Source organism: Streptomyces anulatus, assembly GCF_000721175.1.
Taxonomy (GTDB): Bacteria; Actinomycetota; Actinomycetes; order Streptomycetales; family Streptomycetaceae; genus Streptomyces; species Streptomyces anulatus_C.
Genome location: NZ_JOEZ01000003.1, coordinates 330,803 through 348,685, shown reverse-complemented (window position 1 = coordinate 348,685; position 17,883 = coordinate 330,803). Strand labels below are relative to the sequence as shown.

At 67.5% G+C, this 17,883-nt stretch carries 20 protein-coding genes and 1 pseudogene; 9 read left to right on the top strand and 12 right to left on the bottom strand.

Annotated features, from left to right (window positions below):
* Positions 1–5: 5 nt before the first annotated feature.
* The 6 genes from IG90_RS0104590 to IG90_RS41455 form a co-directional block, all read right to left on the bottom strand.
* Entirely contained in the window at positions 6–956 is a 951-nt protein-coding gene (locus IG90_RS0104590) for a thymidylate synthase (RefSeq protein ID WP_030577892.1), read from the bottom strand.
* The gene (locus tag IG90_RS0104585) at positions 953–2,800 is read right to left on the bottom strand and encodes a hypothetical protein (RefSeq protein ID WP_030577889.1); all 1,848 of its coding nucleotides are present in this window, start codon (positions 2,798–2,800) and stop codon (positions 953–955) included. The genes IG90_RS0104590 and IG90_RS0104585 overlap by 4 nt, the downstream gene beginning before the upstream one ends.
* Positions 2,797–3,489, bottom strand: a complete 693-nt coding sequence (locus tag IG90_RS0104580; protein ID WP_233435894.1) for an HAD family hydrolase — start codon at positions 3,487–3,489, stop codon at positions 2,797–2,799. The genes IG90_RS0104585 and IG90_RS0104580 overlap by 4 nt, the downstream gene beginning before the upstream one ends.
* Before the next feature lie 84 nt (positions 3,490–3,573).
* Entirely contained in the window at positions 3,574–3,828 is a 255-nt protein-coding gene (locus tag IG90_RS0104575) for a hypothetical protein (protein ID WP_030577884.1), read from the bottom strand.
* A gap of 130 nt (positions 3,829–3,958) precedes the next feature.
* Entirely contained in the window at positions 3,959–4,564 is a 606-nt protein-coding gene (locus IG90_RS0104565; RefSeq protein ID WP_030577882.1) for a hypothetical protein, read from the bottom strand.
* Positions 4,522–4,923, bottom strand: coding sequence for an ATP-binding protein (locus IG90_RS41455; RefSeq protein WP_233435905.1), 402 nt, complete (start codon positions 4,921–4,923; stop codon positions 4,522–4,524). The genes IG90_RS0104565 and IG90_RS41455 overlap by 43 nt, the downstream gene beginning before the upstream one ends.
* Positions 4,924–5,171: 248 nt before the next feature.
* Between IG90_RS41455 and IG90_RS0104560 the strand changes: the two genes are divergently transcribed.
* A complete protein-coding gene (locus IG90_RS0104560; protein ID WP_030577880.1) occupies positions 5,172–6,419 on the top strand; it encodes a helix-turn-helix domain-containing protein in 1,248 nt (415 codons plus the stop codon).
* A gap of 59 nt (positions 6,420–6,478) precedes the next feature.
* On the opposite strand, the gene cutA is transcribed toward IG90_RS0104560, so the two are convergent.
* Together cutA and IG90_RS43300 are read right to left on the bottom strand one after the other, a co-directional pair.
* The gene (cutA, locus tag IG90_RS0104555) at positions 6,479–6,805 is read right to left on the bottom strand and encodes a divalent-cation tolerance protein CutA (protein ID WP_030577877.1); all 327 of its coding nucleotides are present in this window, start codon (positions 6,803–6,805) and stop codon (positions 6,479–6,481) included.
* 279 nt (positions 6,806–7,084) lie between these two features.
* The gene (locus IG90_RS43300; protein ID WP_051859979.1) at positions 7,085–7,765 is read right to left on the bottom strand and encodes a PDDEXK family nuclease; all 681 of its coding nucleotides are present in this window, start codon (positions 7,763–7,765) and stop codon (positions 7,085–7,087) included.
* Between IG90_RS43300 and IG90_RS46845 the strand changes: the two genes are divergently transcribed.
* The 3 genes from IG90_RS46845 to IG90_RS46610 all read left to right on the top strand — a co-directional run bounded on the left by IG90_RS46845 (position 7,647) and on the right by IG90_RS46610 (position 8,697).
* A complete protein-coding gene (locus IG90_RS46845) occupies positions 7,647–8,261 on the top strand; it encodes a transposase (protein ID WP_342447232.1) in 615 nt (204 codons plus the stop codon). The genes IG90_RS43300 and IG90_RS46845 overlap by 119 nt on opposite strands.
* Entirely contained in the window at positions 8,251–8,502 is a 252-nt protein-coding gene (locus IG90_RS46615; protein ID WP_280922279.1) for a transposase, read from the top strand. The genes IG90_RS46845 and IG90_RS46615 overlap by 11 nt, the downstream gene beginning before the upstream one ends.
* 63 nt (positions 8,503–8,565) lie before the next feature.
* On the top strand, positions 8,566–8,697 hold the full coding sequence (locus IG90_RS46610; RefSeq protein ID WP_267958685.1) for a hypothetical protein: 132 nt from the start codon (positions 8,566–8,568) through the stop codon (positions 8,695–8,697).
* A gap of 100 nt (positions 8,698–8,797) precedes the next feature.
* Here IG90_RS46610 and IG90_RS0104540 read toward each other — a convergent pair whose 3' ends face one another.
* Complete coding sequence (locus IG90_RS0104540) at positions 8,798–10,174, bottom strand: IS1380 family transposase (protein WP_030577871.1); 1,377 nt, start codon at positions 10,172–10,174, stop codon at positions 8,798–8,800.
* Positions 10,175–10,500: 326 nt separating this feature from the next.
* Between IG90_RS0104540 and IG90_RS0104535 the strand changes: the two genes are divergently transcribed.
* From IG90_RS0104535 to IG90_RS0104520, 4 genes are all read left to right on the top strand, one after another.
* Positions 10,501–11,271 (top strand): GIY-YIG nuclease family protein, encoded by a 771-nt coding sequence (locus tag IG90_RS0104535; RefSeq protein ID WP_030577868.1) that lies wholly within the window; start codon positions 10,501–10,503, stop codon positions 11,269–11,271.
* Between the two features lie 133 nt (positions 11,272–11,404).
* A complete protein-coding gene (locus IG90_RS0104530; protein ID WP_030577865.1) occupies positions 11,405–11,617 on the top strand; it encodes a hypothetical protein in 213 nt (70 codons plus the stop codon).
* A gap of 71 nt (positions 11,618–11,688) precedes the next feature.
* On the top strand, positions 11,689–12,318 hold the full coding sequence (locus IG90_RS45135) for a hypothetical protein (protein ID WP_209443546.1): 630 nt from the start codon (positions 11,689–11,691) through the stop codon (positions 12,316–12,318).
* A 155-nt stretch (positions 12,319–12,473) separates the two neighbouring features.
* Complete coding sequence (locus IG90_RS0104520; RefSeq protein ID WP_030577859.1) at positions 12,474–13,274, top strand: hypothetical protein; 801 nt, start codon at positions 12,474–12,476, stop codon at positions 13,272–13,274.
* Positions 13,275–13,431: 157 nt separating this feature from the next.
* Here IG90_RS0104520 and IG90_RS41435 read toward each other — a convergent pair whose 3' ends face one another.
* The gene (locus IG90_RS41435) at positions 13,432–13,602 is read right to left on the bottom strand and encodes a helix-turn-helix transcriptional regulator (protein WP_319755266.1); all 171 of its coding nucleotides are present in this window, start codon (positions 13,600–13,602) and stop codon (positions 13,432–13,434) included.
* A gap of 481 nt (positions 13,603–14,083) precedes the next feature.
* On the opposite strand from IG90_RS41435, the gene IG90_RS0104510 reads away from it, so the two are divergent.
* Entirely contained in the window at positions 14,084–15,358 is a 1,275-nt protein-coding gene (locus IG90_RS0104510; RefSeq protein WP_030577856.1) for a tyrosine-type recombinase/integrase, read from the top strand.
* A gap of 715 nt (positions 15,359–16,073) precedes the next feature.
* On the opposite strand, the pseudogene IG90_RS45530 reads toward IG90_RS0104510, so the two are convergent.
* Positions 16,074–16,509, bottom strand: a pseudogene (locus IG90_RS45530) (zinc-binding dehydrogenase).
* Positions 16,510–16,645: 136 nt separating this feature from the next.
* The gene (locus IG90_RS0104500) at positions 16,646–17,854 is read right to left on the bottom strand and encodes an NAD(P)/FAD-dependent oxidoreductase (RefSeq protein WP_030577854.1); all 1,209 of its coding nucleotides are present in this window, start codon (positions 17,852–17,854) and stop codon (positions 16,646–16,648) included.
* Positions 17,855–17,883: the final 29 nt, after the last annotated feature.

The following is a 17,883-nucleotide window of genomic DNA, read 5'->3' as shown; positions in this document are numbered from 1 at the left end:
GGCGGTCACCTTGCCCCGGCCGTCGCGGCGCGCTTGGTCGAGCGCCGCTCCAGCTCTCCGTACCAGCTGGTGAGGGCCTGGCCGAGGGGCCCGTCGATCGTGTCGGCCGCCCGCCACGCCTGCTCGCGCTTGCCGTCCTTCCACAGCCGGTAACTGCGCAGCGTCTCGGACATCGCGTCCCAGCCGGGATGGCCGGTCACGTCGCGGGCCTCGACCTGGTCGAGCAGGCCGGAGAATCCCGTCCAGGACGTTCGCAGGTCGGGCATGACCTCGCTCGCCGAGAGCGAGGTCAGCGCGTCGGCCTGCTCGATGTGCTCGTCGTAGATGTGCAGCGAGCCGATGTGCAGGTGGAACTCGCCGAGTTCCGCGTCGAGCCACCCGGCGACCAGCTCGTGCAGCACGGTGTAGAAGAACACGTCGTACGGCATGCCGATCCATACGTCCTGGCCGCGCATCATGGTCGCCATGTGCAGGCGGCCGGCGCGCAGGTGGAACCGGAACCCGAGGGTGCAGGGCACGTCCTTGTGCCCTGCGGCGTCCTGGGCCGGGTCGTAGAGCTGGATCAGGGCTCGCCGGGAGTCGGGGTCGGCCTGGAGGATCTCCACGACGCGGGCGAGTTGGTCGACCTTGCCGCCCCAGTTCCGCATCCTGGGGCCGTACGCCCCCAGGAGGACGCCGTCGTCGGCGAACTGCCGCAGCCGGTTGTTGTAGTCGAAGATCCACGGGGCGTTGGAGCCGGACAGGTGCCAGACCGTCTCGGCGACGGCGAAGGCCGGATTCACGATCCGGGCGGGCGGGGCGTAGAGCAGGCGGGCGCGCGGCTGGGTGAGCAGCAGGTGCACGTCGCGGACTTCGTGCGTGGCAATGCCCCGGGGGCTGATCCTCTCGCCGGATTTGGCCAGCGTGACAGCGCCGGAGAACAGCTCGGCGATGCTGTCGGCCGTGAGGGATGTCATCGGACGGATGCTCCTTCGTCCTGGGGCGACGCAGCGGCGCCCGGGTGGTGGTGGGTGGGGTCGTCGGCCCTCGGGCCGGAGGTGGCGCGGTCGGTGATGAGCCGGGCGATCCGAGCGGCGCTGTCGCCGCGCCACCGGCAGACCTCGTCCAGGGCCGCCCGCGGGATCGGCGTAGGGTCCCCGCGCACGCCGGAGAGCGCTTCGGCGACGTCACCGGTGGCCTCGCACCGGGTCGCCAGTCCGTGGCTGGTCAGGCCCAGGGTGCGTTCGCCCGTCGGGCCGATTTCGAGGACCGGGATGCCGAGCAGTGCGGCTTCGATCCCGCACGTCGAATACGCGCTCGCTACTGCGTCAGCGCCGGCGAGGCAGCCTCGTGCTCCGACCCGGGGATCGGCCACCGCGACGGGCGTCCCGTCGGCCCGCTTCACCAGAGCGTTGAAGGCGTCGGCTCCCTGCGCCGGGTGTGGAGCGATGACGAGCCCCCAGTCGCCGTCCGCCTCGGCGAGCCCGTCCAGGAGGAGGTCCGCGTGGGAGTTGAGGTGATCGGGATTGAAGGGCTGGCAGGCCCACACCGCGATCCGGGCGGGCGCGCGGCGGCCCCCCGAAGCGAGCAGCTTCTCCAGGTATCGGCGCTGTGCCTGGCGGCTCAGGCCGGCGAGGACGTCGAAGCGGGGCTGCCCGAGGACGTGCACCTCGACCTCGGGGTGGCGTGCCCACCTCTGGCCCAGAGCGAGGTCCCGCTCGCCCATGACGACGATGTCGCGGCTGTGCAGGGCCGGCCAGGCGACCGACCCTGCCGTCCACGCCCCGTGCTGGACGTGAACCGAGTTCGCCCCGTGCCGCTCGGCGGCGTGCGCGGCCAGCACGCCCAGGGGGCTGGTGTCGTTGCTCAACAGGACGGTGTGCGGCCGGGTGCTCGACAACATGTCGTCGAGCCAGCTCTCCGCCCGCACCACCGTCCGCCACGACGGCTGGGTGCAGCCCCCGTTGGTCTCCATGAGCACCGACAAAAGCCTCATGAGCCGGGCAAGTTGGACACCGTGGCCTTCCACCTGGACGACGTGCTCGTCATCGGGACGATGGAGGCCCTCGGCGGTGCCGGAGAGGGTGAAGAGGTCGCTCGGGGCCGAGCGCAGCTCGATACCCGTGACCGATCCCGCGCTGCACCGCTCGGCGGCATCAGTGGCGAGATCGAGCAGGAGACTCCTCTGCCCGCCGCGCGCCAGTTCGGCGAGAACCGGGGTCAGCGTGGCCGCGTGGCGGGAGGTCCACGACAGCGCCAGAACGTCCTGCCGTCCGAGATCCGAGGGGAGCGGGCTCGGCTCCGTGTTCGCCGTACTCGTCCGGGCGCGGTTGCGGAGCTGGGCGGAGCGGGTCGGGTTGTGCGGTGCCGCAGCACCGAGCACGTACGCGACGCCGGACCACGTCACGGTGTAGGCCAGGTACTCACGCGAGCTGCTCGACCGCAGTCCCACGAGTCCTTCGTACGGGGCCAGGGTCAGGGGCCCTGGGGTCGAGGCGAACGGTGCCCAGGCGTTCAGGGCCAGGAGCTTGCGCACGATCTCGGCGACGAAGCGTCGCACGGGGACGTGCTGGACGTGGAGCCAGCCGGCTCCGCCCGGGGTGGAGGCCAGTGTGGCGCTGTAGTGGTCGAGGGCGGCCATGACGTCTTCGACGCCGGAGCGCAGTAACTGCTTGTCGACGGTCGTCGCTTCCAGGTCCGTGGTGTCAACGTGGTCGGTTCGCGCGTGCGCCAGGGCACCGGTTCCGACGAGAGCCCACGTCGGCTTCCCGGTGTTGGAGGAGCGGACCAGGCCGAGGCCGCCAGTCGTGCGGGGACTCACGCCGCGCTCCCCTCGACGAGCTGCTTGGCGGGGAGGAGGCTCAGCAGTTCCTTGGGCGACGCGGCCGTCTCGGGGTCGGGAGTCGTCGGCTGCCCGTAGCCCCATGCAGCGTGTACATAGGGGACGCCGGCGCGTGCGGCCGACTCCTGGTCGACCGCCATGTCACCCACGTAGACGGCGGAGGCGGGGTCGACTCCCAGGTCGACCAGCGCCAGGAGGAGCGGGTCCGGGGCCGGCTTCGTCCGGCCCGCTCCGGCGGGCGTGCGGATGGTCGCGAAGGGACAACCGAGGCGCGCGAGGAGCGGGGCCGCCCGGTCGACGTGCTTGGACGTCACGACGCCCAGCCGCCAGTCGGCGGCCACGAAGGCGTGGAGCGTCTCGACGATGCCGGCGAACTCCTCCGCGAGGTGCGCGGTGGCCACGGACTCCGCCTCGTACGTCCGGCGGATCGCTTCGGTGTCGGTCACGCCCAGCCGCTGCATGATGTCGCCGAACTCGCGGCCCAGATGGCGCTCGTAGTCGCGGAAGGGGAGCGCGACGCCATGGATCTCTTGGACCCTCTGCCACGCCTTCCGCATCACCGGACGCGTGTCGAGCAGGACGCCGTCGAGATCGAGAAGAAGAGCGCGCGACCTGTGGTCGTTGGGTGCGGCCGGAGCCGGTGGCGATTCGTGAGCGGGAATGGTCATGATCATCCTTTCGTCAGGGGTCGTCGCGCCTCAGAGGGCCAAGCCCGGTTCGAGTTCCAACTCGGGGTACTGGGCCAGGGCCAGTCAGGCCGCTTCCGGCGGACCGTCAGTCGAAGGCGAGACCGATCCATTCGGCGCGGCCGGCAGGCGCGAGAGCCGGTGAAAGCGCGAGAGGTCGAAGCCGCGCCCCTGAACCTCGCCGGCGGGCACGGCGAAGAGATCGATGCCCTCTTCGCTGGGCGCCGTCGGGGCGGCTTCCCGGATGGCGAGGAGCGCTTCGCCCTGCTCGCGGTGCGGCAGGAGGCGCGGCGCACGATCGGTGTGTCCCTCGAAATTCATGGTCAGCCCTCGGTCAGGTGTATTTGAAGGTGAAGGCGAGTGCGACGCTCACGGTGACGATCAGGACGACCTGGGCGCCGATCTGCCGCCAGCCCCAGCCCTTCCTGTCCATCCAGCGCAGTGGACGCCTTCAAGTCGGCGCGACGGGCTCCTCGGAGATCACGAGGTGGAGAAACGCCCTGCAGTGCTCGCCCAGGTGTTTGATCACGGCGTGGTACTCGTCGTCGTCGGAGCTGATGTTGTGCCGGTCGAGGACGATCACGCCGTCGGCCAAGCCCTCTCGGAGCTGCCGCTCGGCTTCCCGCCAACCAGGTCGATCCCAAGGCGGCGTGTAGACGCCCTGGCTCGCACTGGATGCCGGGAAGTACGTCGTGGCCACCGGGACGGCCACATCGTGGAGCCGGGCGGCGATCGCGTAACCGAGCTGGTCGGCCTCAGCCTGTAGCGTCCCCCAGCCCTCGTCAGGTCGGGCCCTCGGACTCGGTACCAAGCTGTACGCCAGCACGCGCAGCGGCTGATCGTCCTGCGTTTCGACGACCTGTCGGTAGAAGTGCTGACGGAGGCCTCGGAGTTGGCCAGCTCGGGACTGGCATTTCCCCCGGGCGGTGCGGGGCCATCTCGGGTGGTCATTGCGAGCAATCGGCGACCCACCGCCCGTGTGCTTCTCACGCCCCCGGTCGAAGGCAACGAGGCTCAACACGTCGGATCCGTGCTTGACTGCGTCGTGCGACGACATGGGGGTGCCTCCGTGAGGGTCGGGATGACCGCGTACGTCGTTCGGCCGCCGTCCGCGACGCCCCACCGAAGCGACAGACAGGCGACGAGGTGCAGCCCTCGACCACCGAGGCCAGCGGCACTTGCACGTCGTCGCTTGGCCGGTGCGGTGCTGTCGTCGGTGACTCGGATTCGAAGCTCGTGGTCGTCGTGCCGCAGTCGCAGTCGGACATCCCCGGAACCGTGGATGATCGCGTTGGATACCAACTCCGAGACGACGAGCCGAGCGTCCTCTGCCGGCGCCTCCGGCAACGACCACTGCTTCAGCACGGTGGCCGTGGTTCGTCGTGCTTTAGCGACGTGCACATCCTTCGGCTCCATGGCCATCTCGAAGACTTGAGAGGTCAGCGGACACCGAGCGGTCGCGGCGCCGACGTCGTGGGCGCCACCGTCGTCGCCTCCAGGTCGAGGTGGCGTTGCTGTCCGGTGCGTGGTCATGTGCACATCGCACCGTGGCTGCGCGATCCAGAACAGGGGAAACCGGAGGGGGGAAATCTTTGTCAAGGGGGGAAAAACAGAGGGGAGTTGAGGGGAGTATTGGCTTTCTCCCACGGATAGGGGTCAGACTCATGGCAGTGGATCCATTTGCCGAGCTGCTCCGTCACCTGCGGCGTAACGCGAATCGGACGCAGGACGAGCAGGCCGGTGCGATCAACTCCGCTTCCGGCCGGGCAACGATGACCCGCCGAGAGGTGAACCGGTACGAGAACGGTGGCAACGTTCCGACGGACCACACCCTGGGGAACATCGCTTTGGCCTGTGGCGTCCCGCTGGAGCCGCTGCTGCGCGAGGCGAAAGTCGCCCGCGCCAGGCGGCGAGAGAAGAACAAGGCCGAGGCGGAGGACCTGGACGACGTGAATCGCCGAACGCTGTTGGGAGGCGCAGTCATCGGTGCGGCTGCGGCTGCCGAGCCGTGGGGCCGGCTGGCCTACGCACTCAGCAAGGGTTACAAGATCGACCCTGAGTCCGCGGGGGTGCTTATTGATCATGCGGCCCGGTTGCACATGGACGAGCTGAACGAGAGCGCGCTCAGCCTGCAGTCCCGGGTCGAGGCGCACTTGGACGCGATCACTGCGGCCCTTCCCCGCGCCGGAGCCCACGAGCGAGCCCTGACCATCGCGGCGGGGGAGACCGCTGCTCTTGCCGGATGGGTTGCCTGGGACCTTGGCGAGCACGACAAGGCCACTTCCTATTACGGAGTGACCTCGGAGTGCGCGAAGAAGGCTGGACACCCCCCGCTGCGCGCCCTCGCTCTGGGCTACGCGAGCTACGGTGCCCCCAGCCCTGCGAAGGCGCTGGAGATGCTTTCGCAGGCAGCTCAAGACGTACGCGGACGTGGCAATGCAACCGCCGCAGCGTGGGCCCTGGGCCGGTACGCGGAGGAGGCCGCTCAGTCAGGCGATGACGCTGGCGCCCTTCGTGCTCTCGACCAGGCCAAGTTCGCCTACGACTTCGCCGACCACACGAGCGAGCAGGCGTGGGTCCGCTTCGTGACGCCGTACCGGATGGACTCCTTGACCCTCTCGGTCTACGGCGAACTCAAGCGTCAGGAGCTGACGGCCACGGCCGACTCCGCAGTCGAGCGCCTCGGCGGTGAACTACCCGAGTCCGGTGTGGTCGTCCTGGGTGACCTGGCGTCCGCCCTTCTGCGCGGCGGCGACGTAGATCGCGGGGCCTACGTCGCGCACCAGTTCGCCGCAGCGGCAGAGTCGAAGCCCAACACCATGGGCCGTCAGCGGGCGCAGGCCATCGCTTCCGGGCTTCCCGACACCGAGCATGATCTGGCCAGCCACTTGCTGACGTTCGCGACGCTGTGAAGCGTCCAAGCGTCCAAGCGCACAGGCTAGGTGAGAGCGAGGCGCTGTGGTGGTGACCTCTACAGCGGACGCGTCTCGTCGACGACCCAGGACAAGTACGCCTCCGCCCCTCCGGTCACAGGCAGCGTGACCCACTGGGGGACGTCGTACGGGTGCCTCTCGTGAAGCCATGCCTCCAGCGCGGGGAGGCGATCCGACGACGTCATGTAGGAGATCCGCCACTCCTGAGCCTCTTCGACTTTCCCCTGCCACCAGTAGAAGGCGGTGATGGGTGCATCGATGTGAACACCCGCTGCCAGCTTGCTCTCAACAGCACCTCTGGCGAGCGTCTTCGCCAGTTTCTCGTCGTTACTGGTCGTCTGCGCGATCACGATCTCGTGGTCCATGCGGCTACCTCTCCACCTCGGGTACTGCGACCCTACCCATGTGTTCGACGCAGGCCAGCGAGAGGGACGGAGGTGGCCCGTAGTGTTCGAGACGCCATGATTTGAAAACGCCGGGCGCGCGAATCCGTTCCAGGCCTGCCGGGTTCAGCGCCCCCAGCCGACCGTCCCTGGGGAGCCGTCGAAGTGTCGCCGCCTCGTGGCGGCAGCACGGCGCCCAGTCGGTGCCGGGCGAGAGTGGACCTTCACCCGCGCGTGGGCGAGCATTACGCGCCCACGCCCTCACGCTTCGTACGGGGCCTCCGAGCGGGAGTGCTCCGAATCGGCGGCCTCTGCCTCAGCAATCTGTTCGGCGATCTCCCTGCGGATGGCCGCCGTGTCCGCAGGCGACCATACCGAGCCGCTCCCGAAAGGCAGCACACGGTCGTGGGGCTGGAACAGCTCCTCGCTTTCCAGACTGCGGCAACAGGCGCGGCACTTCCACGGACGCCGCAGGGTGATCCACTGTCTGAGCCCGCACCAGGGGCACAACACGAAGTACGCGCTGGGCCCGTGAGCGGCGGCCCAACTGGCATAGCCCGACCGGCTGCGTGCCACGTTGATGTCGCCGTGGGTGCGTTCCGCGACCCAGCCAAGGAGGACCATCTCGCCACCGGGCCACGCACAGGCGCAGGGGCCGTCGCAGCGGCAGGCGCGCGTCTTGCCCAGCTCGACGGCCTTTTCCTTACGGGGCGTGGCTGGTCCCTTGACCTCAAGCCATGTCCCGATCTCGGGCAGCCAGAAGTCCGGCAGATAATGCGCCCCTGACGGCAGGATGACTCGCTCGGGCTCGTACTGCCAGAGGATGCGTTGGGTGTCGAGGGTGCGGGCCCAGTCGGCTTCGAGCCGGGAACGGAAGGTGGTGCCGCTGTACTCCGTCGGCACGGCTTCGATGGGCTGGCCGTCTGTGGGGAGGTCCGTCACGGCGTCTCCGTTCCTGGTCAATTATGCGCCGACCCACAGTTTGACCGCTAACCTCGCGCTTTACGGCTTCTCTACTTTGTTGGCCATCACCGAGCTCGCCCTCAACAATGGCGCAACGCTCCGCTCACAGGCCGGATCGGTGCTGCTGGCCGAGATGGTCCGCAAGTCCGTTCTGAACACCGCGATATCGGTGGCACTCACGCCGTGGCGCAAGCCGCGGACCGTGCACGATCCGGGGAAGATCCTGCTGGATGTGGCCTTGGCCGTCGCACTCGGCGGGGCTGTCTGGTCGACATCGGCATGCTGCGGGCCGAGCCGGATGTTCGGCCCGGTGGCCTCCGATCCCGCAGTCTCCCGTGTCATCGGCAGACTCGCCGCGTCCGCCCGAAAGCCCACGCGGCGATCCGGGGCGCACGTTCCCGAGCACGGGGCGGGTCTGGGAGCTGGGCGGTGCGAACAGTCCGGCCACCGACGGCCAGGTGATCGTGGACATTGACGGAGTGTTAACCCTCGCGCACTCCGAGAAACAGGACGCCACCGCGACCCGGAAGAGGACCTTCGGCCACCATCCCCTCGTCGCGTTCGTCGACCACGGCCAGGCCGGGTCCGGGGAGCCGGTGGCCTCCCTGCTGCGGCCCGGCAACGCAGGCTTCAACACCGCCGCGGACCACATCGAATCCGCCCGACTCGCCCTGGCGCAACTCCTCAAGATCTGCGGCTGGGACGGCAGACACTGATCCGCACCGACTCCGGCGGCAGCATCCACGCCTGATGGGCAGTGGCTGTCGTATTTCGTCGGAATGACCATCACCGACGCCATCCACCAGGCCGTACTGAAGATCCCTAAGAAGGCGTGGCCGCCGGCCCTAACCTCGATCTTGCATGACGGTCCGCCGACGGAGTCGGTGGACCGTTTCGCTTTCGGTGGCTGATGGCGGGCATTCCGAGGGCCCGAGTGTCGCCTCGGGTGGGCGCCGGGTTCCACTGCTCCGGGCTGGGTCCTCTTCTCGTAGGGACAGGTGGATCCGCTGGTCAGTCGGGGTTGGGCAGGAGCGCAAGTCGTTCGAGTGCGGCGGTGATCTCGCCGGTCCAGGGCCAGTGGCGGGCGAGGCGGAGGATGCGGCGTCGGCCGGTGGTGACGAGCTGGCCGGCCGCGGAGAACAGGCGGAACCGCAGCCGGCGGGGCTCGAAGAGGCGGGCCTGGCCGGTCAGCGCGAGCATGGGCATCCAGGCCAGCAGGTCGAGGGCGATCTGGACGATCTCCAGCCAGACCTTGTTCTGGGCGGTGTGGTGCAGGGGCAGGTTGCGCAGTCCGGTCGCGCGGGCGGCCCGGATGCGGTCCTCGGCCCGGGCCCGCAGGCGGTGGCGGAGCTCGAGCTCGGCGATCGGCCGGTGGGGGGTGTTGGTGGCGAAGCAGGTGATCCGCATGCCGCCCGCGTCGGTGATCCTCAACTGGGCACCGGGATGCGGTCGTTCTTTGCGGACGATCAGCCGCATCCCTTTCGGCCAGCCGGTGAGGACATCGCCGGTGAGTTCGGCGACCCAGGCGCCGTCGCGGATCTCGCCGTCCGTTTCGATGGCCGGGGTCCAGGCCGGCGCGGGGATCTTGAGGACGTGGCTGTGGATGGTCTCGGTGATCACCATGCCGACCGAGTAGGACAGCCAGCGTCCTCGCTTCGCGAGCCAGGACACGAAGTCGTGGGTGCCGCCGGCGGAATCGCAGCGGATGAGGGTCTGCCGCCCGCGTCGGTACTTCTTCGGCAGCTGGGCCAGGGCGAGGCGGGCGGTGGTGATGTGGTCGGCGGCCGTGTTCGAGCCCGCGTTCCCCGGTCTGAGCAGGGCGGCGACCGGCTCTCCGGTTCCGCCCGGGCCGTGGTCGACGAAGGCCGTCAGCGGGTGATGGCCGTAGGTCTTCTTCCAGGTCGCGGCCGCGTCCTGTTTGTCGGAGTGCGCGATCACCAGGACGCCGTCGAGGTCGACCGTGACCTGTCCGTCAGCGTCCGGGGCATTCTCCCCGGCCAACGACCAGACCCGCTGCCGGACTTCGGACCGTGCGGACCGGATGGCCTGCAGGACCTTCTCGCCGGAGGTGGCGAGGGTGTCGATCAGGCGGGAGACGGTCGGGTCGGAGGCGACCGGGCCGAAGACGGCCGGCTCACACCGCAGCATCGCGACGTCCGCGAGGCAGTCCCCGCCCAGTGCGACCGCCAGGGCGACGTCCAGCAGGACCTTGCCCGGGTCGTGGACGGCCCGCGGTTTGCGCCACGGCGCCAGCACCTGCGATATCGCTTGATCCAGACCGGTCTTGCGGACTGTTTCGACCAGTAGGACCGATCCGGCCTGGGAGACCACGGCTCGGCCGTCATCCTGGACACGGACATGGGGGTAGGACCCGGTAGGCTGCTTCACCTGGAAAGTGCCTCCGACAGGAGCGGGAACAAGGACCTCAGCAATCCTCATTCTCGCTGGTCAGGGGCACTTTCTGCTTACCTGATCGCCTGTCGGACAGCCCGCTTCATGAAAGCGCGAGGCTAATACCCCGGCGGCACCGAACGGCCCAGCGCCTGGGCCGCGGAGATCACCGATATGCCCGACCTGGGCACCTGGCCCAGAGGGATGCGGCTGGTCGTCCGGGAGGAGCAGCCTCACCCCCGGAAAGCCGCACCCCACACGCACAGCGTCCCCGTCTGCGAACTGATGAGAACTCATGAACGATTGAGGCTAACCTCCGTTCCATGCAGTTCATCCTCGATGGCGAATCCTTCGAGCTGACGCCCACGCTTGTTCGTAGGCGTCTCGCTGGTCACGTACCCGAGGAGATCCGCGAGTACTGGGTCGAAGTAGATGGTGTGCATTGGCCGGTCAAGCAGGTCATCTCGCTTGCGACAGGTGCCAAGCGCAGCCGATTTCAGTCGCATGCCTCTCGGCGATGGCTGCAGAACCTCGGGTTCTTGATCGGTGCCGGGTCCTCGGCCACCGAGAGCGGCTCAATCCCGCGGCTGACCGGCGCGTCTCATCGTGGGCCTTTCAACGAGTCCCAGCTCAAGGAACTGGAGGCGCTCGACGTCCGCGTTGCGTTCTCGTGGCTGAGCGCCGGCCCTATCACGCTGGACGAAGCCGGCCTGCCGAGGTTTCCCGGACTCCCGCGAGCGCCAGGGCTCTACCGCTACGATTTCGGAGTGGCCGACGGCATCCGCGTGCTCTACATCGGGGAGTCCGTGGAGCTGGCCAGGCGAGCCAGCAACTACCGCAACGCCAAGACGGATCGCTCTAGTCAGCGCACCAGCCGCCGCATCCACAAGGAGATCGTCGGCCACTTGGAGTCCGGTGGTTCTATCGCATTCGCCATCGCAACGTCAGTCCGCTGGGGTGACGATGTCGAACTGGACCTGCGGCTCAAGTCCGCCCGTCGCCTTGCCGAGAACGCTGCGGTGCTCCTCGCGCAGTCGCAGTCCGGGATCCGCGTGCTCAACATCGACGTGGAGCTGGGAAAGGACAGCGAGTGAGCAGTCTTCCGGACCTTCGCTTCCTGCTCTCGATCAACAGCGAGAACGCGTGGAGCGATCTACTCGCCACCAGGAGTGGATTCCGTGGAAACCCCATCCGCCGCGCAAGACCTTGCAGTGGGAGAAGGATGGCGTGGCTCGACTCAAGGCGCTCGGCGCTCCAGCGTTCCTCGGCGCTGGCTACGGCGAGAAGCAGGCCAAGCTCAGCGGTGAAGTCGAGTTCGGCGCGCGCTTCGTGCTGCCGCCCTCAACCACACTCAAGGAAGCCGCCGAGGTGCTCAGCAGGGTGGCTGTGATCGGGTCCCGGATGGCACAGCACGCGACTCAGCCGCAAGGGAGACTGTGATCGACGGAGAATCTGACAGCGGCGATGCAGGGGTGGATGGATAGATGATGGGCGACTTTGGACCCGACCGCTTGCGGCAGCTCTTCGGCGACCCGAACGAGGACGGGGTCTACCTTGTCGGCGTCGTGGAGTTCTCGGACGATGCGAGCGAGGACCAGTGGTCGTTCGTCGGGAACACTCAGATGGGGACCCTGAAGTCAGTTGCCAGCAGGCTCGGCTATGAGCGGCGTGACATGGGGATTGCGGAGCCCTACCGAGAGCCTGGCCGTGGGGTGTTGCCGGACGGAACAGAGCTGGCAGTCACCTCGACCACAGTGCCGGGAAGCGCATCCTGGCATCGGATTAGCCGGGAGCCAACGCCGGAGGAACGGTTCCGGTGGGCAGGGCATCCAGTGCCGCCGCCACCTCCGCCCAAGCCGGTGCCGGTCGGTCCCAACATGGAGACGGCGAGGCCTCGGATCGAGGAGCACCAGGGCGAGGTCTTCTACACGAAGACCGGCAAGCCCTTCACCTACCGGACCAACCACTACACCCTGGTCATCGTCGAGAGCCGGCGCAACGTGCAGTGGCACGAGATCAGGTCAGCGCTGGAGGCCTGGCCGATCGTGGGACCGTCGGAGATTCCACGATGCCCCGAACGTTCTGGGCGGTACGTCTACGGGATCGTGTCCGACGAGCGGATCCGGCAAGGAGACTGGTGACAACCTTGGACCTGCGGCTCTGTGGCGGTTGATGCGATGTTCGCCGAACCTGCCGAATCGTCGGACGCTGCAGCTACGGTTATGGGTGAGGTTCTACTACCGTGACATCCTCGTCGACCGAGCGCCGAGGAAGACCCGAGCACTGACGAGGATGCATGGCCGAGGACCAGGAGTACGACGAGGTCGATGCAGTTGTTCGCATCCCCAAGGGCGAGCGTCTCGCCGAATCGCGGAAGAGCGAAGGCTGGAGTCGTGGGTTCACTCCCAAGACGAGTGACAAGGGGCCGGAGCACGTCGAGATCCGCCTGAAGGCCGAAAAGGAGTCAGGTTCCGCAGACAAGCCCGAGATCGTCTACGTCACCGAGTACGTGGAGGATCAGCGTCCTCAGCTCACCCCCGGCCAACAGGCCCAGGCTGACATCACGGGCCAGATCATCGAGGGTCTCGTAGAAATCGCAAAACCTCTCGTTGCCCACTGGTGGCACACCCAGACCGTGCCGTTCCTCGTTGCCAAGCGCGAAGCCTTCGTGCTGAAGCAGCAGGCCCGCAGAGCCCAGAAGAACGCCTTGCGGGCCGGGGTCACGACGACACCTCCTATTGCTGTCCCGGGGGGCGAGGCTGACGCGTCTTCCCAAGATGTGGCCACCGCGCGCAGCGACCCGAAGGTCACTGTGACGAGCGAGCAATTCCAGCAGATGTTCATGACTTGGCTCGCTCGTGAGGACGCCCAGCAGGCACTCTGGAGCCTCATCGTGAATGCCGAGGTCGAGGATGGCGGTGCCGCCACCCTGGCATGGCAGCAGGAACTGACAGAGCTTTCGCCTGAGCAGCGAACCGAACGGGTCATGGAGTTCCTAGCTACCAACCCCTCGATTCTGGAGGACTTCGCTCGTCAGCTCATGGGCAGCATGGCCCCCGGGCTCAGCGAGACGACTCTCAGACGCGACCGGGCGTAGAGCCGTGCCGTTTCAGGATGGCGCGTCGCTAGAAGGGTCCTCCGACCTGAGTCTGAGGCTCTCTCCAAGGCAAAGCGCTGGTGGCGTCAGGCGAGTCGGCCTGTACGCCGGGTTCTGTCGCCCGACCAAGGACAAGGGCACCAGTAATCATGGCCGATCAGGTCGCGCGATTCACCGCTTGAGCTTCCAGCCATGCCTCTACCTCCGACCAGCGGTAGCGCAAATAGCGCCCGACCTTGTGGGCTCGTGGACCCTGGTGTCGGTGATTCCATATGTAGACCGTGTTCAGAGGTACGCCCAGGAAGTCGGCCAGCTCCTCCGCGCTCATCAAGGGACAACGGTCCCCCGCGCCACTAGCGGCTTCTTCCGCGCGGGCAGTGGTTCGACGCATGGGCACTCCAGAACGGTTCGAAGCGAGCAGGAAAGAACCACGTGAGCGGTATTCCGCCGTGGTGGTGCACGGAACGTTTGCATTAAATTCCGGCCGGACCAAAAAGAGGGCCTTTCGACGAAATGCCTACGACTCTTGCGAACTCTCGAAGGACACAGGCGAATGCTCGCTGAGGGTTCGGCGAGCCCTCGTCGAACCCTCAGCGAGCATTCGTCTAGGTGAAATCTTCTCCACCGCTCTGCATCCTTTGTCGCGAAGACCCCAAGAATGCATTTGACATCCTCAGCTCGCCTGGATCAACATCCAATGCACTCAGGGTGCGATGAACGGGCAGACAATCTCGCCGTCGACGATGGCCCTGATTGAAACGAGTCCACAGATGGACTCAAAGGCCCGTTGGAAACTAGGAGTTGAGTCGATGCCGTACGACCGCTGGCACAAGTCGCGCCCGAAAGACGGGGAGTCGACCTGCAAGGAACACGGCAAAGTCCCGACGCGGGATCACGGGACGGGGAAGCGGTGGCAGGCCCGATGGCGCAACCGGGAAGATGTCCAGCAGACGGAGCTGTTCCGCACCGAGGCCGAAGCCCGCAAGCACGAGACCAAGATGCGGTCCGGAGTGGACGACGGTTCGTACATCAACCCTCGCGCCGGCGAGGTCAGGGTCGGTGAACTCGCCCTCACGTGGCTCAAGGGGCACGAACACAAGAATCCACGAACTTACCGACGCCACAAGGAGCGAATTCTCCTGCACGTCGTTCCTACCGCAGTCGGGAAGATGCGCGTAAAGGACGTGAACGCCTCGTCTTTGCTGGACTGGCTGCACGACCGTCGCAGGCTGCTCGAAAGTTCCACGCTGCGCCTGGTCTTCGACAATCTTCGGGCTGTCTTTGACCTGGCCGTGGACGACAGCCTGATACACAAAAATCCGTGCCTCGCCAAATCGGTGCAGGACGCCAAGCCGAAGCGAGGAGGTGGCGGCCGGGCAGAGCTGACCCTAACGTGGAAGGACACCGAGAAGATCCGTGCCGAACTTCCCGACCGCTACAAAGCACTCGTTGACTGTGGTCGCGGCCTGGGTCTTCGGCAAGGAGAGATATTCGGCCTGTCACCAGAAGATATCGACTGGGCACATCCGGACGGCGCCATGGTGCACGTGCAACGGCAAGTAGTCCACGACGGCTCGTTCCTCGTATACGCCCTCCCCAAGGGCGGAGACCACGAGGACCCGAAGGACCGGTGGGTCGAGCTGACCGACGACGTGGCCATCCCCCTGCGCGAGCACATGGAGAAGTACCCGCCGGTCGAGGTGACCCGACCGTGGGGCAGCAAAGGCGGCGACCCGGCCACGGTGCGGCTGATCTTCTACACCCGGGAGAAGACCGCCATTCAGTCGAATTGGTTCAACTCCTACCGCTGGAAGCCCGCCCTGGCGTCGGCCGGCCTCATCAACCCCCTTGAGCCCGACGCGAAGGGACGACGCTGGGAGAAGTCCCGCGACGTGATGATGCACGCGCTCCGACACCTCTATGCGTCGATGATGATCAACGGCGGGGTAGACGTGCACACGCTCGCGGACCGCCTCGGCCACGCCGATCCCGCGTTCACTCTGCGTAAATACGTGCACCGGGTCGTGGGAGCCGGTTCCAAGGTCCGCATCGCGGTCCGGAGCGCCTACACCAGGGCCGCGTGACTCCTGCTCCGTGCGGCTTGTGCAACAACCGTGCAAGATGATCTTCAAGAGGGGTCATTTGCGCAGGTCAGAAGCTTTGTCTATGAGTTCCGGGACATCTGAAAGCCTGCAAAAATGGCACCGCCACACCCCTTCTGACCTGCACAAATGCGAGTCGAGGCGGGGTGTGACGGAGTCCCTGGAGCTTTTCTGGGACTTTGAACCAGGAGCGACGGCTTCCGTGCACCGCGCTCTTCACATGATGAGTCATCGGAAAGACGTCGACCTGTGCGAGTCACAGAAAAGACCAGGTCAGAGCCGTGCTATCAACTCTCTGTCCCGGGTGCTGGCGCCCGAGCGTCAAACGAGCGTCATGACCTACAGTCCAGCCCTGCTCCTCGGACGGAAAGGATGCCACGACCAGGTGACCTGCACGAGCCTGCTCCCGCTCACTCCGGACGCAAGCTCGCGAATCCTGACCCTCACCGCTTCTCCGGCCGTCATAATCCCTCGTGGTCGAACACCTGAAGAGCGTCGAGGCAGTTGACAATCCACCGCCCCCTGCCGCTACGTACGATGCCCAGGCCCTGTGCGGCATCCAAACCCGCCTGGGACGCTGCGGGTTGCTGCTGGCCAAGCCTCTGGTCGACGGCGGTTACACCTCCCTGGTCGGCAGGGAACCGGCAACCCGGGAACGCAGGTCATGGTTACCGGGTATGTGCTGGTGTCCCTCGGGTCAGGGGGTCAGGACGGTCTTGCCGGCCAGCTCTCCGGCGGCAGCCGGGGCGCGGACTGCAGCCTGGTCGGCACGCAACCGCTCGGCCAGTTCTCCGCCCTCGACTTGGGCGGCCAGCTCGGCGATCCGGGCGAACCGGCCGGCGGCGCGGGCGTGGACCGTGGCCAGGTCGGCCAGTGGCAGCCGCTGGGCCACCTCGATCGCCAGATCTCCGGCGTCGACGCGGGCGACCAGCTCGGCGAGCTGGGTGGCGTCGCTGCGCACGAACATGAATACCGTGCGCACCCCCACGCCCGGCATCCTGCAGGCCGGGAGTGATGATGCTGACGAAGGCTCCGCCGTCGGCGACCAGGTCCATCAGCTGCGCGTTGTCCTCAGGGCTTGCGGGAGCCAGCTGCAGGACCACGTCGAAGTGCTGCCCGGCCAGCGCCTGCACAACGGGAGTCACTGCGTAGTCGACGATCCGGTCCGCGCCGTAGGAGCGGATACGCACAGCCCCACGCTTCGTGGTCGGCCCTGGCGGCCGACCACGTTCGCGTGCGTCCACAGACGAGCCTCGCAGCAGGCACCGGTCAGACTGTCCGGTCGGCGGCGGCCGGCGCCTCGACGCTGTGGGCGCTCAGCAGTTGCCGACGCTTGGCGACACCTCCCGGCATGCGGTGCAAGCGGAACGAGCCGGGCTTGTGTGCCTCTGCGGCCAGGTGTTTCAGGGTGCCGTTGCAAACCATTTCCTTGATCCTGGCACCCAGGCCGTCGTCGATGTGCAGCCCGATCGCGACGTCGGACCTGTTGGCGAACTGGTAGATGCCCGCGCTCCGGCCCAGGCTGATGCACTGGGCGTAGAACGATTGGTGGAGGCTTTCCGGCTGCTCACCCGCAAGTCGGCTGAACACGGTGTCGGCGGCTCGCGCGGCCAGCGGCGCCGCGTTCAGGCAACTCATCCGCAGCGGTAGGCCAGAGGGTGCCGCCGCATCCCCGGCCGCGAGGATGTGCTCGTCGTCCACGCTGGTCAGCGTCTCGTCCGTGAGCAGGCGGCCCGCGGCGTCGGTGCTGAGCCCGCTGCGGGCGGCCAGGTCGGGAACGCCGAAGCCGACGGTCCAGACGGTGACCTCGCTCAGCAGCTCACGGCCGTTCACGAGCCTTACGGTCTCGCGGGTCACGGCCGACACCTTCGCGTCGGAGCCGTCGATGACCGTCACCCCGAGCTTGGCGAGCCGCTTCCCAACCGAGCGCCGACCACGGGTGTGCAGGTACGGGCCGAGCGGGCCGCCGCAGACGAGGGTCACCCGGCGGCCCTGCTCCGCCAGCTCGGCGGCGGTCTCGATACCGGCGGGACCGGCGCCGACCACCGTCACCGGGGCTGTGGCGGGCGCGGCGTCGAGGACGGGGCGCAGCCGCTGTACCTCCTCCAGGGTGGCGATCGGGTACGCGAACTCGGCCGCCCCTGGCACGCTCGGTTCGGCGCTGCCACTGCCCACGGCGTAGACCAGGTAGTCGTAGTCGAGGGCGCCGTCGGCCGCCGTTGTCACGTTGCGCTCGGCCGCGTCGATACGGGTCACGGTGTCGACCACCAGCCGGACGCCCTCGGCCAGGACGTCCTGGTAGGCGATGACCGCGTCGTCGGACCCGCCCACCAGCTGGTGCAGGCGGATCCGGTGGACGAAGTCCGGGCGCGGGTTGATCAGCGTCACGGCCACGTCGTCGCGCAGCGTCAGCCGGTTTGCGGCCATCACGCCCGCGTATCCGCCACCGATCACGACCACATGCGTGTTCCCAGCCACAGTGTCTCCTCTGATTCCAGGTGTTCTGT

What these genes read in the sequence shown, in the direction of transcription:
- IG90_RS0104590 (WP_030577892.1), bottom strand. Translation starts at nt 956, where the DNA reads ATGACATCCCTCACGGCCGACAGCATCGCCGAGCTGTTCTCCGGCGCT.
- IG90_RS0104580 (WP_233435894.1), bottom strand. Translation starts at nt 3,489, where the DNA reads ATGACCATTCCCGCTCACGAATCGCCACCGGCTCCGGCCGCACCCAAC.
- IG90_RS0104575 (WP_030577884.1), bottom strand. Translation starts at nt 3,828, where the DNA reads ATGAATTTCGAGGGACACACCGATCGTGCGCCGCGCCTCCTGCCGCAC.
- IG90_RS0104565 (WP_030577882.1), bottom strand. Translation starts at nt 4,564, where the DNA reads ATGTCGTCGCACGACGCAGTCAAGCACGGATCCGACGTGTTGAGCCTC.
- IG90_RS41455 (WP_233435905.1), bottom strand. Translation starts at nt 4,923, where the DNA reads ATGGAGCCGAAGGATGTGCACGTCGCTAAAGCACGACGAACCACGGCC.
- IG90_RS0104560 (WP_030577880.1), top strand. Translation starts at nt 5,172, where the DNA reads ATGGCAGTGGATCCATTTGCCGAGCTGCTCCGTCACCTGCGGCGTAAC.
- cutA (WP_030577877.1), bottom strand. Translation starts at nt 6,805, where the DNA reads ATGGACCACGAGATCGTGATCGCGCAGACGACCAGTAACGACGAGAAA.
- IG90_RS46845 (WP_342447232.1), top strand. Translation starts at nt 7,647, where the DNA reads ATGCGTTGGGTGTCGAGGGTGCGGGCCCAGTCGGCTTCGAGCCGGGAA.
- IG90_RS46610 (WP_267958685.1), top strand. Translation starts at nt 8,566, where the DNA reads ATGACCATCACCGACGCCATCCACCAGGCCGTACTGAAGATCCCTAAG.
- IG90_RS0104535 (WP_030577868.1), top strand. Translation starts at nt 10,501, where the DNA reads ATGCAGTTCATCCTCGATGGCGAATCCTTCGAGCTGACGCCCACGCTT.
- IG90_RS0104520 (WP_030577859.1), top strand. Translation starts at nt 12,474, where the DNA reads ATGGCCGAGGACCAGGAGTACGACGAGGTCGATGCAGTTGTTCGCATC.
- IG90_RS41435 (WP_319755266.1), bottom strand. Translation starts at nt 13,602, where the DNA reads ATGAGCGCGGAGGAGCTGGCCGACTTCCTGGGCGTACCTCTGAACACG.
- IG90_RS0104510 (WP_030577856.1), top strand. Translation starts at nt 14,084, where the DNA reads ATGCCGTACGACCGCTGGCACAAGTCGCGCCCGAAAGACGGGGAGTCG.